This is a genomic window from Zobellella taiwanensis, assembly GCF_003012795.1.
Taxonomy (GTDB): domain Bacteria; phylum Pseudomonadota; class Gammaproteobacteria; order Enterobacterales; family Aeromonadaceae; genus Oceanimonas; species Oceanimonas taiwanensis.
The window spans coordinates 41,330-56,708 of record NZ_PXYH01000016.1 but is presented as its reverse complement, the minus strand read 5'-3'; the positions used below and the strand labels follow the sequence as shown (position 1 = coordinate 56,708).

The 15,379-nt window shown below is 61.6% G+C and carries 20 protein-coding genes; 12 read left to right on the top strand and 8 right to left on the bottom strand.

Annotated features, from left to right (window positions below; translation table 11 throughout):
- Position 1 precedes the first annotated feature (1 nt).
- The 6 genes from C7I36_RS11980 to mlaF are packed head-to-tail and all read right to left on the bottom strand — an operon-like array spanning position 2 to position 3,241.
- Positions 2-262, bottom strand: a complete 261-nt coding sequence (locus C7I36_RS11980; RefSeq protein WP_106453944.1) for a BolA family protein — start codon at positions 260-262, stop codon at positions 2-4.
- Entirely contained in the window at positions 249-533 is a 285-nt protein-coding gene (locus C7I36_RS11975; RefSeq protein ID WP_106453943.1) for an STAS domain-containing protein, read from the bottom strand. Before C7I36_RS11975 ends, C7I36_RS11980 begins: the two co-directional genes overlap by 14 nt.
- On the bottom strand, positions 530-1,165 hold the full coding sequence (gene mlaC / locus C7I36_RS11970; protein WP_106453942.1) for a phospholipid-binding protein MlaC: 636 nt from the start codon (positions 1,163-1,165) through the stop codon (positions 530-532). Before mlaC ends, C7I36_RS11975 begins: the two co-directional genes overlap by 4 nt.
- 26 nt (positions 1,166-1,191) lie before the next feature.
- Entirely contained in the window at positions 1,192-1,665 is a 474-nt protein-coding gene (mlaD, locus tag C7I36_RS11965) for an outer membrane lipid asymmetry maintenance protein MlaD (RefSeq protein WP_106453941.1), read from the bottom strand.
- 6 nt (positions 1,666-1,671) lie between these two features.
- Positions 1,672-2,451 carry a lipid asymmetry maintenance ABC transporter permease subunit MlaE gene (mlaE, locus tag C7I36_RS11960; RefSeq protein WP_106453940.1) on the bottom strand — a complete coding sequence of 260 codons (780 nt, stop codon included), beginning with the start codon at positions 2,449-2,451 and terminating at the stop codon, positions 1,672-1,674.
- Positions 2,441-3,241 carry a phospholipid ABC transporter ATP-binding protein MlaF gene (gene mlaF, locus C7I36_RS11955; RefSeq protein ID WP_106453939.1) on the bottom strand — a complete coding sequence of 267 codons (801 nt, stop codon included), beginning with the start codon at positions 3,239-3,241 and terminating at the stop codon, positions 2,441-2,443. Before mlaF ends, mlaE begins: the two co-directional genes overlap by 11 nt.
- A gap of 190 nt (positions 3,242-3,431) precedes the next feature.
- Between mlaF and C7I36_RS11950 the strand changes: the two genes are divergently transcribed.
- From C7I36_RS11950 to mgtE, 11 genes are read left to right on the top strand one after another with little or no spacing between them, the layout of a single operon-like run.
- On the top strand, positions 3,432-4,406 hold the full coding sequence (locus C7I36_RS11950; protein WP_106453938.1) for a KpsF/GutQ family sugar-phosphate isomerase: 975 nt from the start codon (positions 3,432-3,434) through the stop codon (positions 4,404-4,406).
- On the top strand, positions 4,406-4,957 hold the full coding sequence (gene kdsC / locus C7I36_RS11945) for a 3-deoxy-manno-octulosonate-8-phosphatase KdsC (protein ID WP_106453937.1): 552 nt from the start codon (positions 4,406-4,408) through the stop codon (positions 4,955-4,957). Before C7I36_RS11950 ends, kdsC begins: the two co-directional genes overlap by 1 nt.
- Positions 4,954-5,502, top strand: coding sequence for an LPS export ABC transporter periplasmic protein LptC (lptC, locus tag C7I36_RS11940; protein WP_106453936.1), 549 nt, complete (start codon positions 4,954-4,956; stop codon positions 5,500-5,502). Before kdsC ends, lptC begins: the two co-directional genes overlap by 4 nt.
- Positions 5,471-5,992, top strand: coding sequence for a lipopolysaccharide transport periplasmic protein LptA (gene lptA, locus C7I36_RS11935; RefSeq protein WP_106453935.1), 522 nt, complete (start codon positions 5,471-5,473; stop codon positions 5,990-5,992). The genes lptC and lptA overlap by 32 nt, the downstream gene beginning before the upstream one ends.
- 3 nt (positions 5,993-5,995) lie before the next feature.
- Positions 5,996-6,721, top strand: coding sequence for an LPS export ABC transporter ATP-binding protein (lptB, locus tag C7I36_RS11930; protein WP_106453934.1), 726 nt, complete (start codon positions 5,996-5,998; stop codon positions 6,719-6,721).
- A 47-nt stretch (positions 6,722-6,768) separates the two neighbouring features.
- On the top strand, positions 6,769-8,202 hold the full coding sequence (locus tag C7I36_RS11925; protein ID WP_106453933.1) for an RNA polymerase factor sigma-54: 1,434 nt from the start codon (positions 6,769-6,771) through the stop codon (positions 8,200-8,202).
- Between the two features lie 24 nt (positions 8,203-8,226).
- Positions 8,227-8,514, top strand: a complete 288-nt coding sequence (hpf, locus tag C7I36_RS11920; RefSeq protein ID WP_106453932.1) for a ribosome hibernation promoting factor — start codon at positions 8,227-8,229, stop codon at positions 8,512-8,514.
- A 2-nt stretch (positions 8,515-8,516) separates the two neighbouring features.
- The gene (gene ptsN, locus C7I36_RS11915; RefSeq protein ID WP_106453931.1) at positions 8,517-8,963 is read left to right on the top strand and encodes a PTS IIA-like nitrogen regulatory protein PtsN; all 447 of its coding nucleotides are present in this window, start codon (positions 8,517-8,519) and stop codon (positions 8,961-8,963) included.
- 11 nt (positions 8,964-8,974) lie between these two features.
- Positions 8,975-9,841, top strand: coding sequence for an RNase adapter RapZ (gene rapZ, locus C7I36_RS11910; protein WP_106453930.1), 867 nt, complete (start codon positions 8,975-8,977; stop codon positions 9,839-9,841).
- Positions 9,828-10,103: an HPr family phosphocarrier protein gene (locus tag C7I36_RS11905; protein ID WP_106453929.1), complete on the top strand. Its 276-nt coding sequence runs from the start codon at positions 9,828-9,830 to the stop codon at positions 10,101-10,103. The genes rapZ and C7I36_RS11905 overlap by 14 nt, the downstream gene beginning before the upstream one ends.
- Before the next feature lie 26 nt (positions 10,104-10,129).
- Positions 10,130-11,491 (top strand): magnesium transporter, encoded by a 1,362-nt coding sequence (gene mgtE, locus C7I36_RS11900; protein WP_106453928.1) that lies wholly within the window; start codon positions 10,130-10,132, stop codon positions 11,489-11,491.
- Positions 11,492-11,557: 66 nt separating this feature from the next.
- On the opposite strand, the gene C7I36_RS11895 is transcribed toward mgtE, so the two are convergent.
- Together C7I36_RS11895 and pmbA are read right to left on the bottom strand one after the other, a co-directional pair.
- Positions 11,558-13,126, bottom strand: a complete 1,569-nt coding sequence (locus tag C7I36_RS11895) for a transposase (protein WP_106453927.1) — start codon at positions 13,124-13,126, stop codon at positions 11,558-11,560.
- A 239-nt stretch (positions 13,127-13,365) separates the two neighbouring features.
- Entirely contained in the window at positions 13,366-14,706 is a 1,341-nt protein-coding gene (pmbA, locus tag C7I36_RS11890; RefSeq protein ID WP_106453926.1) for a metalloprotease PmbA, read from the bottom strand.
- A gap of 103 nt (positions 14,707-14,809) precedes the next feature.
- Between pmbA and yjgA the strand changes: the two genes are divergently transcribed.
- Positions 14,810-15,331, top strand: coding sequence for a ribosome biogenesis factor YjgA (gene yjgA / locus C7I36_RS11885; RefSeq protein ID WP_106453925.1), 522 nt, complete (start codon positions 14,810-14,812; stop codon positions 15,329-15,331).
- The last annotated feature ends 48 nt before the right edge of the window (positions 15,332-15,379 follow it).

Below are 15,379 nucleotides of genomic sequence, written 5' to 3'. Positions count from 1 at the left end.
GTCAGGACGGCATGAGGAATTTTTTCTCCCGAGCCCACTGCTCGGGAGTAAAGGTTTTGACGGTCAGCGCATGAATGGCGTTCTGGGCAATCAGCTCCATCAGGGGACCATTGATGGCCTGCTGGCGTTTGAGCCGGCTCATGTCGGCAAAGGCCCCGGACACCGCTATCACCTGGAAGTGGCTGCCTTCGCTTTTGACGTGGAGCTCATCCAGGGGCAGGGCTTCCCGCAACAAGCGCTCGACTTCGTTATTCAGATCCATGTTGGCTCCCGGAATCGTTGTCGGCCAGTGTAAACAGTTCACTGACACCATATAAATCGGCTAAGGGGTAGAAACTGGCCGGCGGCGCACTCAGGGTCAGCCCGCGGCCGGCGGCCGACAGGGCCTGGCTCCACTGTACCAGGAACGCCAGGCCGACCGAGTCGATCTGCTCGACCTCGCCCAGCTCGGCATTGTCCTCGGCAAACAGGGCATGCCGCTCGGCCCAGTAGGCCGGCAACTGCTCCCGGATCAGCGGCCGCGTCAGTTTCATTGGGTCACATCCAGCGGGGTGACCGGTTTGCGGGTATGCTCCTGCAACTGCCGGCTGACCTCGTCGATGCCGTTCTGGCGGATCAGGCCGCTCAGTTCGGATTGCTTGGCGGACAGCAGGCTGATGCCTTCGGCCACCATATCGAATACTTTCCATTCGCCGGTACGGCTGTTCTGGCGCAGTTTGAACTCCAGCTTGATATCGGGCTTGCCGGGATCCTGCACCGTGACCGGCACCGAAGCCAGCTTGTCATCGCTGCCCACCTGACCCCGGCCGATATCCAGGGTCTGGTTGTTATAGGCCGCCAGGGCATCCGCATAGGTCACCACCAGGTAGTCGCTGAAAGCCTCCACAAAGCGCTCGCGCTGCTCGGCGGTGGTGCTGTTGAGCTGGCTGCCAATGACCCGGAAGGCGGAAAAACGCACGTCCACCGCCGGCAGCATTTCCTCGCGCACTATGGTGCGCAGGTGTTCGGGATTGGCGCCGATCTCGGCCTGCTCCTGCTTGAGCCGGTCAAAGGTATTTTGGGCCACTTCGCTGACCAGGCGATAGGGATCGGACGCCGAGGCGGATGCCGCCAGCGGAGCCCAGAAGCCGGTCAGGACCAGCAGCCAGGATAACCATCTTTTCATGTTTCCTCCTCAGGATCGCCGTGGTTTCAGTTGTTGCCGATGGAGTAGATAAACTTGCCGATCAGCTCTTCGAGCACCAGCGCGGACTGGGTATGGGCTATGGTATCGCCATCCTCCAGCATGCCGATGCCCATTTCCTCGTCGGCAAAGCCCGGGTTGAGCCCCAGGTACTGCTCGCCCAGCAGCCCCGAGGTCAGGATGGACGCCGTACTGCTTTCGGCGAACTCGCCGGCATCCTTGTTCATCACCAGGGTCACCACCGGCACCTGATCCCGGGGATCCAGGCTGATGCCGGCCACCCGGCCAACCACCACGCCCCCCACCTTGATCGGCGAACGCACCTTGAGGCCGCCGATATTATCGAACTTGGCATACAGGGTATAGCTCTCGCCCTGGCCGTTAACACTGACGCCGGCGACCTTGAACGCCAGCAGCAGCAGGGCGCCTATCCCGGCCAGCATAAAGCAGCCGACGCTGAATTCCAGTTTGCTGTATTTCATTATTGTTTACCCAAACATGACGGCGGTGAGCACAAAGTCGAGCCCCAGTACCGCCAAAGATGAATGAACCACGGTCCGGGTGGTGGCCTGGCTGATGCCCGCCGCCGTGGGCCGGGCATCAAAGCCATTGAACAGCGCAATCCAGGTCACCACCAGGGCGAACACCAGGCTTTTGATGAATCCCTGCATGATATCCTGCTGCCAGTCCACCGCCGCCTGCATGGCCGACCAGAAACCGCCCTCGTCAACGCCCAGCCAGTCCACGCCCACCAATTTGGCGCCCCAGATGCCAACCAGGCTGAACATGAAGGCCAGCAGCGGCATGCTGATGAAACCGGCCCAGAAGCGGGGCGCAACCACCCGCCGCAGCGGATCTATGCCCATCATTTCCAGGCTGGACAGCTGTTCGGTGGCTTTCATCAGGCCCAGCTCGGCGGTCAGGGCCGAACCGGCCCGCCCCGCAAACAGCAGGGCGGTGACCACCGGGCCCAACTCGCGCAGCAACGACAGGGACACCAGGGGCCCCAGGCTGCCCTCGGCACCGAAGTCCACCAGCACGTTGTACCCCTGCAAGGCCAGCACCATGCCGATAAAGAGGCCGGACACCAGGATAATCAGTACCGACTGCACCCCCACCACCTGCAGTTGCTGTACCAACAGCGGGAAATGCTTGCGCGGCTGGGGTCGGCCCAGCAGGGCGTGCAGCAGCATAAAGCCGGCGCGGCCCAGGGCGGTGATGCCGCCGACGCCACGGCGCCCCAGCCGCCCTATTACATCAATCAACATAACCTAACGACTCTCTGAAGGCGGGCGCCGGATAATGGAAGGGCACGGGGCCGTCCGCCTCGCCGCGCAGAAACTGAACCACCCGCGGATCGGCATGGGCCTGCAACTCGGCGGGCGAGCCTGCCGCGATCACCTGCCGGTTGGCGATGATATAGGCGTAATCGGCGATCCCCATCACCTCATCCACATCATGGGTGACGATAATGGAGGTCAGCCCCTGGGCCCGGTTGAGTTCGGAAATCAGCTTGACCAGCACCCCCATGCTGATGGGATCCTGGCCGGCGAAGGGTTCATCGTACATCACCAGTTCCGGATCCAGCGCAATGCAGCGGGCCAGTGCCGCCCGCCGCGCCATGCCGCCGGACAGCTCGGCCGGAAACAGCCCCGCCGCACCGCGCAGGCCCACCGCCTCCAGCTTCATCATGACCAGGGTGCGGATGATGGCTTCGGGCAGGCCACTGTGCTCACGCAGCGGAAAGGCCACGTTGTCGAACACCGACATACCGGTGAACAGGGCGCCGCTTTGAAACAGCATGCCCATGCGCCGGCGCACTTGGTACAGGCGGGAGCGGCCCAGGGCCGGGATCGATTCGCCGTCGAAGCGTACATCGCCGCTGTCGGGCTTGATCTGGCCGCCGATCAGGCGCAGCAGCGTGGTCTTGCCGATGCCGCTCGGCCCCATGATGGCAGTGATTTTGCCGCGCGGGATGCGCAGGTTGATCCGCTCGTACAGGGTGCGATCGCCATGGCTGAAACAAAGATCCCGTATCTCGACAAGGCTTTGGTTCAAACTGATTCCCCGTAAAAAAGAGAGAATTGTATGGGTTCGCCGCCGGCTCGGCAACCGCGGGGGCAGGATTTCGGCTGCGGCTACGCCATCCCCTGACCGGCGCCGGCGGCGTCCATGAATCCGTGCCGCGCCAGTCGCTTATCGGGCCGAGCTTTTCTATAATGGCGCAGCCCAAGCCGTGGAGAGCCTTATGTCAGCAGAATTTGATTACCGCAAAACCGCCCGCCGTGTTCTCGATATTGAAAAGGCAGCCATCGACGGCCTTTATCAATATCTGGATGACGCCTTCAGCCAGGCCTGCCGCCTGCTGTTCGCCTGCCAGGGCAAGGTCATTGTTACCGGCATGGGCAAGTCGGGCCATATTGCCAACAAGATTGCCGCCACCCTGGCCAGTACCGGCACACCGGCCTTTTTCGTCCATCCCGGTGAAGCCAGTCACGGCGACCTGGGCATGATTGGCCATCAGGACGTGGTACTGGCCCTGTCCAACTCGGGGGAGAGCGACGAAATACTGTCGCTGCTGCCGGTGCTCAAGCGCCGTGGACTCAAGCTTATCTGCCTGACCGGCAACCCCGGCTCCACCATGGCCCGGGAAGCCGAAGTCCATCTCTGCACCCGGGTCGAGCAGGAAGCCTGCCCCCTCGGCCTGGCCCCCACTGCCAGCACCACCGCCGCCCTGGTGATGGGCGATGCCCTGGCCGTAGCCCTGCTCGAGGCGCGCGGTTTTACCGCCGACGATTTCGCCCTTAGCCACCCCGGCGGTGCGCTCGGCAAGCGTCTGCTGCTGCGGGTCGCCGACCTGATGCACAAGGACGACCGGGTGCCCAGGGTGGCGCTCAATACCCTGATCATCGATGCCCTGCTGGAAATCGGCCGCACCGGGCTTGGCTTTACCGCCGTGGTCGATGACCGGCAACGGCTGGTGGGCATCTATACTGATGGAGATCTGCGCCGGACCCTGGATCACAAAATAGATGTGCATCATACCCCCATCGACCAGGTGATGACCCGGCACTGCGTAACCGCCCGCGCCAACATGCTGGCAGCGGAAGCGGTCAACCTGATGGAAGAGAAAAAAATCAGCGGCCTGCTGGTGGTCAACGAAGACAACCAGCCGGTCGGGGCCTTCAACATGCACGATTTGCTGCGCGCCGGAGTGATTTGATGATAGAGCACAGTCTTTACGGTCCACTGCCACGGGAAGTCTGGCAACGGCTGGCGGCTATCCGCCTGTTGATCTGCGATGTGGATGGCGTGTTGTCCGACGGCATGATCTATCTGGGCAACCAGGGCGAGGAATACAAGAGCTTCTGCACCAAGGACGGTTTTGGTATCAAGGCCCTGCTCAACGCCGGCATCCAGGTGGCGGTGATCACCGGGCGCGACTCGCGTATCGTCAGCGAGCGCATGGCATCGCTCGGCGTCCGCCATGTGTACCAGGGCCAGGGCGACAAGATGCCGAGCTACCGGGCCCTGCTCGACACCCTCAAGCTTGAGCCCAGCCAGGCCGCCTATATCGGCGACGACGTGGTTGACCTTGCGGTGATGCGCCACTGCGGCCTGGGGGTGGCAGTGGCCGATGCCCACCCGCTGGTACTGCGGGGCGCCGACTATGTGACCCGGCTGCACGGCGGCCGGGGGGCGGTACGCGAGCTGTGCGACCTGATCCTGGAAGCGCGCGGCGAGCTGGAGCAGGCCAGGGGCATGAGCCTATGAACCGCCAGACCTGGCTGTTCGGTATTCTCTTTGTGCTGGCCCTGGTGTGTTTCCAGTGGTTTCGCCAGGACGGCGACATCGCCCTTAACGACAGGGATTTCCAGCCCGATTTCGTGGCCAGGGACCTGGCCAGCATCCAGTACAACCGGCTCGGCCTGCCCTACCGGGGATTGGCGGCCGAGTACGCCGAGTACTACGATCCGCTGTCCATGACCCTGATGGAAAAACCTGTTATCTTGCTCTATTCGCCCGACGGCCAGCCCCAGTGGCGGCTGAGTGGCGACGAGGGCACCCTCAACACCGGCGACAACGCCGTGCTCAATGGCAATGTAGTCGGGCGGGGGCTGCTGCCGGACGCCCTGGTGGACACCCTGACCACAGAGTATCTGGAACTGGATTTTATCAACAACCAGCTGCGCTCCAACAAGGAAGTGCGACTGCAAAGCCCCCAATACCTGGCCGAGGGCCAGGGACTGCTGGGCCAGCTTGACCAACAAACGGTGGAATTACTGCATGAAACCCGGGCAACTTATTTCAATCCTTAGCCTCGGCGGCCTGCTCGGCCTGGGACAGGCCGCAGCCAAAGAATCCGACTTCCGCCAGCCGGTGACCATAGATGCCGGTCGCCAGCTGGTGGAGCTGGCCGACGACAAGGTGACCTTCAGCGACCGGGTGGTGGTCAGGCAGGGCACCATAGACGTGCGTGCCGACGAGCTGGTGGTGATCCGCAACGAGCAAGGCCTGCAGTCAATGACCGCACGGGGCGCGCCGGCCACCTACCAGCAGACCCTGGACAACGGCCAGCCGGTCAAGGCCGAAGCGCGGGAAATCCACTTCGACATGCGCGCCCGCACCATCACCCTGGTGCAGGACGCCAAGCTGACCCAGAACGACAATATCGTGACCGGCTACCGCATCCGCTACCACATCGACCGTGAACAAATGGAGGCAGAAAGCCAGGGCGGCACGGACAGGGTGACCACCATTTTCCTGCCCGAGCAGGTCCAACAGCTCGACAATCAGGGCCAGGACTGAGCCATGGCGGTACTCAAGGCACGCGGACTGCAGAAAAGCTACAAGGGCCGCAAGGTGGTGGCCGACGTCAGCCTCACCGTCAACACCGGCCAGGTGGTGGGACTGCTCGGCCCCAACGGCGCCGGCAAGACCACCTCCTTTTACATGATAGTAGGCCTGGTGCAGCGGGACGCGGGCAGCATCACCATCGACGACCAGGATATCAGCCACCAGCCGATGCACGTACGGGCCCGGGCCGGCATCGGCTACCTGCCCCAGGAAGCCTCCATCTTCCGCCGGCTGAGCGTGGCCGACAACCTGATGGCGGTGCTGGAAACCCGCAAGGATCTGAACGCCGCCGGCCGCGACGAGAAACGGGAACAGCTGCTGGAAGAGTTCAATATCACCCATATCCGCGACAGCCTGGGGATGAGTCTGTCGGGTGGCGAGCGCCGGCGGGTGGAAATCGCCCGGGCGCTGGCGGCTGATCCGCGCTTTATTCTGCTCGACGAGCCTTTTGCCGGGGTCGACCCCATTTCGGTGATAGACATCAAAAAAATCATTCTGCACCTGCGGGACCGGGGACTGGGCGTGCTGATCACCGATCACAATGTGCGGGAAACCCTGGATGTCTGCGAGCGTGCCTATATCGTCAGCCACGGCCACCGCATCGCCGCCGGCACCCCGGCCGAGATCCTCGCCGACGAGCAGGTCAAGAAAGTCTATCTTGGTGAACAGTTCAGCCTCTGAGTGGGCACCGCCCGACGGCGGTTGATACAGAAGGACTTTTTTAACAGATGAAGCCAACTCTTCAGTTACGCCTGGGGCAGCAGTTGACCATGACGCCCCAGTTGCAGCAGGCGATTCGCCTGCTGCAGTTGTCCAGCCTGGAGCTGCAGCAGGAAATCCAGCAAGCCCTGGAGAGCAATCCCCTGCTGGAACAGGAGGAAACGGACAGCATAGCGGTGGCCGACAACCACAATGAAGAGCAGATGGCGACGGATACCGCCATGGAGCAGAGCCAGCTGCCCGACGACCTGCCCATGGACACCAGTTGGGACGATGTCTACACCGCCTCTTCCGGCGGCGGAGCCGGCCTGCCCGACGGCATCGAGGATAACGTCTACCAGGGGGAAACCACCGAAACCCTGCAGGACTACCTGCTGTGGCAAATGCGCCTGACCCCTTTCAGCGACACCGACCAGGCCATCGCCCTGGCCATTATCGACGCCATCGACGACGCGGGCTACCTTACCATAACGGTGTCCGACATCCTGGAGGCGGTGTCCGGCGATGAGCTGGACATAGAAGCGGACGAGGTGGAGGCAGTTCTCAAGCGCATCCAGCACTTCGACCCCATAGGGGTAGCGGCCCGCAGCGTCCAGGAATGCCTGCGCATCCAGCTGGAACAGTTCCCGCCCGATACCCCCTGGCTGGAACAGGCCCAGGAGGTGATCAACCTGCACATGGATCTGCTCGGCAACCGGGACTACCGCACCCTGCAGCGCAAGACCCGGCTCAAGGAAGAGGAGCTCAAGGAAGTGCTGGCGCTGATCCAGCAGTTGGAGCCCAGGCCCGGCAACAGCGTGATCCAAAGCAGCTCCGAGTACGTTATCCCGGACGTGGTGGTACTCAAACGCAACGGCGCCTGGGTGGCGGAACTCAATCCCGAAGCCATGCCCAGGGTGCGCCTCAACCAAACCTACGCCGCCATGGCCCGGCAGCCGCGCAGCAGCGAGGACGGCCAGTTCATCCGCAACCATCTGCAGGACGCCAAGTGGTTCCTCAAGAGTCTGGAGAGCCGAAATGAGACCCTGCTCAAGGTTGCCAATTGTATTGTCGAGCAACAACAGGCATTCTTTGAGTATGGTGAGGAAGCCATGAAGCCCATGGTACTGAACCATGTGGCGGAGGCGGTGGAAATGCACGAGTCCACCATCTCGCGGGTGACTACCCAGAAGTTCCTGCACACCCCCAGGGGAGTGTTCGAGCTGAAGTATTTCTTCTCCAGCCACGTGGGCACCGACGACGGCGGAGAGTGTTCTTCAACGGCAATTCGCGCCCTGATCAAGAAACTGGTGGGGGCGGAAAACCCGGCCAAGCCGCTGAGCGACAGTAAAATCGCCCAGTTGCTGGCCGACCAGGGGATACAGGTGGCCAGGCGAACCATCGCCAAGTACAGGGAGTCACTGGCCATCCCCCCTTCCAATCAGCGCAAACGCCTGGTTTAAAGGCAGACAAAGAAGGAAGACGTTATGCAAATAAACCTGACTGGACACCATGTGGAAATCACCGACTCACTGCGTGACTACGTGAACAGCAAATTTTCCAAGCTGGAGCGCCACTTCGATCACATTACCAACGCTCACGTCATCCTGAATGTGGAAAAAATGCAGCAGATTGCCGAGGCCAAGCTGAACGTCAGCGGCGGTGAAGTCTTCGCCAATTCCCAGCATGAAGACATGTACGCGGCCATCGACAGCCTGGTCGACAAGCTGGATCGCCAGATCATCAAACACAAAGAGAAGCTCAAGCAAAAATAACCATGGAAGTCGCCGATATACTGAGCAGGGACTGCACCCGCAGTGCAGTTCCCTGCACAAGCAAGAAACGAGCCCTGGAAATCATCAGCGAGCTTGCCGCCCAGCACCTGAACGTCAGCAGTCAACAGTTGTTCGATTGCCTGCTGGCCCGGGAAAAAATGGGCAGTACCGGTATCGGCAACGGTATCGCCATTCCCCACGGCCGTATCAGCAATGACAACCAGGCGACCGCCGTATTACTCACCTTTGCCGAACCGGTGGAATTCGATGCCATCGACAACCAGCCGGTCGGCCTGGTGTTCGCCCTGCTGGTCCCCGAGCAGGAGTGCAAGCAGCACCTGAAAACCCTGTCGCTTATCGCCGAAAAGCTGAGCAACAAGCAGGTCTGCAAGCAACTCCGCCAGGCCGGCAGCGACGACGAACTCTACCGTATCATCACTTCAGCCTGAGGAAAGCCGCCATGCAGCTGGTTATCGTCAGTGGTCGTTCGGGCTCCGGCAAGACGGTGGCCCTGCGGGTACTGGAGGATCTGGGCTATTACTGTGTCGACAACCTGCCGGTGGAACTGCTGCCGGAACTGGTCCGCCTGCGCCGGCACCGGCCGGGCGAGGTGGCAGTCAGCATAGACGTGCGCAACCTGCCAGACAGCAGCGAGCAGCTCGAAGCCTTCCTGGCGGAAGTCAGGGCGATGGACGGGGTCAATTTGTCGAGTATCTTCATCGATGCGGACAACTCGGTGCTGATCCGCCGCTTTGGCGACACCCGCCGGCTGCACCCCCTGTCCCGTCACAGCCTGACCCTGGACGAGGCCATCCGGGAAGAAACCCACCTGCTGGCCCCCCTGTCCTCGGACGCGGACCTGCGCATCGATACCTCGGCCCTGAGCATCCACGACCTGAGCGAGATTATCCGCGAGCGCATTCTCGGCAAAAAGGAAAAGGAGCTGAACTGGGTATTCGAATCCTTCGGCTACAAATATGGCGTCTCCAAGGACGCCGATTTTGTGTTCGACGCCCGTTTCCTGCCCAACCCCCACTGGGTGGCCGAGCTGCGCCCCTTTACCGGCAAGGATCAGCAGGTGGCCGATTACCTGGCCAGCCAGCCCGAGGTCATGAAATACCTGTGGCAGCTGGAAAACCTGCTGATCACCTGGATGCCCCACCTGGAGCGCAACAACCGCAGCTATGTCACTGTGGCCATCGGCTGCACCGGCGGCCAGCATCGCTCGGTATTCATCGCCGAGCAACTGGCGCGGGTCTTCGGCCAGTTGGGCAAGAGTGTCCAAATCCGTCACCGTACCCTGGAAAAACGCAATGCCGAAAATTGAACGGGACCTGCAAATCGTCAACAAGCTGGGCCTGCACGCCCGGGCCGCCATCCAGCTGGTGCAGCTGACCCAGCAGTTCGATGCCGTGGTCACCGTCTGTAACCAGGAGAAGCAGGCCCCCGCCAACAGCGTGATGGGACTGCTGATGCTGGAAACCGCCCAGGGCCACGCCATCCGGGTCGTCGCCGAAGGCCCCGACGCCGAAGCCGCCATGGAGGCCGTGGCCCGGCTGGTGGCGGCTCGCTTTAACGAATCGGAATAACCCTCCCCAGCCGCGCCGGAGCCCGGATGACTGAGCCAGCCGAACAACCCAGAACACCGGATCACCTGGAAACCATCACCCAGGCCCTCAACAGCGGCATGTTCGTGCACGTGCGGCGCATGCTGCAGCAAATGCGCCCGGGGGATGTGGCCTGGCTGCTGGAGTCGTCGCCCTCCCCCAGCCGCAAGGTGCTGTGGCAGCTGATCGACCCCGACGACTACGGCGAGATCCTGGAAGAACTGTCGGAAGAAGTGCGCGACGGCATCATCCGGCTGATGGATCCGGAAAAACTGGCCATCGCCCTGGAAGACATGGAGTCGGACGATCTGGCCTATGTGCTGCGGGATCTGCCCGAGCAGCTGTTCACCCAGGTGCTGGACCAGATGGACGAACAGGATCGGCAGCGGGCCGAGCAGGCCCTGTCCTACCCGGAAGATACCGCCGGCTCGCTGATGAATACCGAGTTCATCAGCCTGCGTCCGGACGTGACCATCGACGTGGTGCTGCGCTACCTGCGCCGCCACAGCGAGCTGCCCGAAGGCACCGACACCCTCTATGTAGTGGATCAGCACAACCGCCTGCTGGGAGACATGCCGCTCGCCAGCCTGGTGGTGCAGGCGCCCACCGCCACCGTGGCCGAGGTGATGGACACCTCGGTCGAGGCCATTCCCCTGACCATGACCGACACCGAGGTGGCCAACCTGTTCGAACGCCACGACTGGCTGTCGGCGCCGGTGGTCGACGACAATAACCAGTTGCTGGGGCGGATCACCATAGACGATGTTGTAGACATCATCCGGGAAGAGGGCGAACACTCCATGATGGGGATGGCCAAGATGGACGACGACGAGGACACCTTCGCCCCCGTGCTGACCAGCGCCCGGCGCCGTTCCATCTGGCTTACCGTCAACCTGGGCACCGCCCTGGTGGCGGCCAGCGTGTCCAACATGTTTGAAGCCACCCTATCCCAGCTGGCCACCCTGGCCATCCTGATGACCATAGTGCCTTCCATGGGTGGCATTGCCGGCAACCAGACCCTGGCACTGGTCATCCGCGGCATGGCGGTCGGCCATATCGGCGACAGCAATGCCCGCTGGCTGCTGACCAAGGAAGCCCTGGTGGGCCTTATTAACGGCATGGTCTGGGCCCTGGCCATCGCCGTTGTGGTCAGCCTGTGGAAGGGCAGTTGGGAAATCGGCCTGGTGATTGCCGCTGCCATGTTCATCAACCTGTCGGTGGCCGGGATCGCCGGTGCCACTATCCCGTTGGTGATGAAGCGGCTCAACATAGATCCGGCCCTGGCCGGCTCCATGGCCCTGACCACCATCACGGATACCGTGGGCCTGCTGTCGTTTCTGGGCCTGGCCACGCTGATCCTGCTGCACTGAATAAGAAAAAGGGACTAGGGACTAGGGACTAGGGACTAGGGACTAGAGCGCCATATAGTTTAAAAATCAGGCAGCTAGACGCAGTGCTATATGCAAGTTGGTGATCATCGCTGTCCGGTTAAGATCGTATTCGTTCAGTCGCAGGCCCAGGTACCTGGTCCTGGGCCCTTTCCGATTACAGATCGATGCCAGAGCGTGCTCTACCTTGACTCGCTCTCTGGCATCGGCCCGTCCTTTCGCCGTTTCTACATACGGCTTTAGGCCTTGCAGCATCGCCTCTTGCGGGTGCAGGGTCAGTATCCTGCCTTGCCCTGAGCTCGTACACTGCGCTTGCTTCGGACACCGGTTGCAGTGGCTGGCTGGGAAATGGGCCCGGCTAACCTGACCGACGCGGATGGCAACGCTGTGCCCTGTCGGGCAGGTGACTTGCCCCGCTACCAGATCAATGTCGAACGCCTTCTTGTTGAACTTGCCGTTGTTGCCCGGATTCCACGGCTTGGCAATGATTTTCTGGCCCTGCTCATGCAGCTCCTTTGTCCAGGCGGACGCCAGATAGCCGCGATCGATGCTCAGTTCAATCACCGGACCATAGTTCAACACCTTAGGCTTCAGCCATGTCGACGCCTCGTGCTCCGCTTCATTGGCCGGGCGAACACAGGTGGCCAGCACCAGCTTGCTGTCCATATCAATGGCAATATGCTGCTTGAAGCCGTTAATGGTGCGAGAGCGCGATTTACGCCCATGCCGCATGCTGCCGTCGGTAACCGAGATCTGCCGGTCCTTGGCCACGGCTTGCTTGATCCGTGCGCCGCCATCCGGATCGGGCTCGATATTTTGCGCCAACACCTTTTCCAGCAGCGACAGGCACGCTTGCAGCTCTTGGTGCTCCACCATCCCCGGCGGCTGACGTTCAAGCCATTGCCTCATCGCCGCCACATCATCAAGCAACGTATTGATGGCGTTGTGCTTTTCTTCCGGAACCGACCAATCTATATCCAGCGCCGCCTTGATGCTGGACTGACCGAGGAGGCGGGTCCCCGCCTCCGCGATAATCTGCTCTTCGCTGACCATCCTGAGCCGGGCGGCACAGTCCAGCACCAGTGCCAGTGCGTGCCCCACCAGATTAAAGGTGTCCTCCACCCGTCCAGCGCCCTGCAATGGGGCGGAGTCCAGCGCGACCCTGAGCTGCTGGTGGCCAAAACCACCAAATTCCTTGGCAATCTGGACGGTTCGCTCCAGTAGGGTGACGTCCAAGTTATGTTTGATCAAGCGATGGCGGAAGTCACACAAGGTCCCTTGAGAAAAGGGCGCGGTGTCGTCATCCCCCAGACAGTTGAGCACCATCCGCCAACGTACATCGAACATCGCCTCCAGGGTGGCGCCGGCGTCAGATTTCTGTTCATAGGCCTGTAACAGGGTGGCCATGGCCAGTTGTGCCGCCGGTACGGGCGGCTTGCCTTTGGGGTGATCGGCGTACATGGCACACAGCTGATGGTTGAGCTCGTCATTGAAGATGAGATGCCGCGTTTCCCGCAGGAAGACAAACAATTTTCCGGTTGTTTTCAGCTTACTGCAGATAAATTTCTCTTTTTTGGTCAATTCAACGGGACAGTCCCAATAGCGAGGATCGGACATGCATCAATACTCTAAGTCTGAACAGATACTGTGTATTTGATCATGTATCAGAACGCATGTCGATCTGCTCAACTTTTAAACTGATCGGTGCTCTAGGGACTAGGGACTAGGGACTAGGGACTAGGGACTAGGGACTAGGGACTAGGGACTAGGGACTAGGGACTAGGGACTAGGGACTAGGGACTAGGGACTGAAGGTATGGTTTCTAATCCCTAATCACCAGTCCCCAATCCCGGTTTTTACTGTCCAGCTATCTTCATATTGTCGATCAGCACAGAGCCGGTCTGCAGGCTGGAGCGGGTTTCTATGTCGGTGCCGATGGCCTGAATACCGGCAAACATACCCTTCAGGTTGCCGGCAATGGTGATTTCCTCCACCGGATAGGCAATTTCGCCGTTCTCCACCCAGAAACCGGCGGCACCACGGGAGTAGTCGCCGGTGACAATGTTCACCCCTTGTCCCATCATCTCGGTCACCAGCAGGCCGGAGCCCATCATCTTCAGCAGTTCCGCCAGGCTCTGGCCACTGCTGGAGACCGTCCAGTTGTGGATGCCGCCGGCATGGCCGGTGAGCGGCAGCCCCAGCTTGCGCGCCGAATAGCTGGTCAGCAGGTAGGTCTGCAGCACGCCCTGCTCAATGATGTGGCGCTCACGGGTGCGTACCCCTTCGTTGTCGAAGGGGGCGCTGGCCAGGCCCTTGTCCAGATGTGGCTGCTCGTGGATGTCCAGCCAGTCGGGGAAAAGGCGGCTGCCCTTGGCGTCGAGCAAAAAGGAGGACTTGCGGTAAAGGTTGCCGCCGCTGATGGCCATCACCAGATGGCCGAACAAGCCGCCGGCGACGTCCGGATGGAACAGCACCGGCGCCTGGGTAGTGCCTATTTTGCGCCCGCCCAGCCGGCCCAGGGTGCGGCTGACCGCCTCGTCCGCCACCCGCTCGGGCGTCCAGAGATCGTCGAAACTGCGGGCCGAGGTATAGCCGTATTCCCGCTGCATGTCGCCGTCCTGCTCGCCGATCAGCACGCAGCTCAGGCCAAAGCGGCTGCCCGCATAGCCTTTGATGAAGCCATGGCTGTTACCGTAAACCTTGATGCCCAGGTTGGTGGAGAAGCTGGCCCCGTCCGACTGCTTGATACGGCTGTCGCGGCCCAGGGCCGAACGCTCGCAGCGCAGTGCCAGCTCGAGGCCATCCGCCGGCTCCAGCGGCGTCGGGAAACACAACTCGAGCGCCGGGGCGTCCCAGGCCAGGTCGGCCGCCTCTGCTATACCGGCAAAGGGATCGGCGGCAGTATAGCGGGAGATATCGAGCGCCGCCGCCACGGTGCGGGCAATGGCGTCGGGACGCAGGTCCGAGGTGGACGCGGAGCCCTTGCGGCCATCCCGATACACGGCGATACCCAGGGCGCCATCCTTGTTGAATTCAATGTTTTCCAGCTCGCCATTGCGGGTGTTGACCGACAGGCCGGTCTGCTTGCTGATGGAGACTTCGGCCGCCTCGGCACCCAGCCGCTTGGCCGCCTCCAGGGCTTGCTCTACCGCCAGTTCGAGCTGGCGCTGTTCGGTTTGAATCTCTTCCGGGGTCATAAATGAAATCGCTGGCTCTGTTTGGGGTTAGCATAACAGACCCCTGCGCCCCTTGGGAGAAGCTGGTAATATATATGCAAATCTTTGTTTGAACGGAAAAGCCATGCGCCAACACGACGAGCACACCGACCACGACGACGACATCGAGTGGGTCAGCAAGAGCGAAATGAAGCGGGAAAGCCATGCCCTGCAGCAGCTGGGCATGGATCTGGTCCGGCTCAAGCCCAGCGAGCTGGCCAAGGTGCCCCTGGATGAAGAATTGCAGGATGCCATCGCCCTGGCCCACAAGCTCGGCAACAAGCGGGAAGCCCTGCGCCGCCACCTGCAGTTTATCGGCAAGCTGATGCGCAACCGGGACGTGTCAGCCATCCAGGAGGCCCTGGCCGCCTTCGACCACAAGAGTGCCGTGGCCAATGCCCGTTTTCACAAGCTGGAGCTGTGGCGGGACCGGCTGATCCGGGAAGGTGACAAGGGGGTGGACGCCCTGATGGCGGAATTCCACGGCCTGGATCGGCAAAAGCTGCGCCAGCTGGCCCGTACCGGCCGCAAGGAGCAGGCCGCCGGCTTGCCCCCCAAGGCCTACCGGGAGCTGTTCCAGTACCTCAAGGAGAATATAGAGCCCTGATTTCCGGGCGCCATTCTCCGATAACGACAACGCCGGCCTGATGCCGGC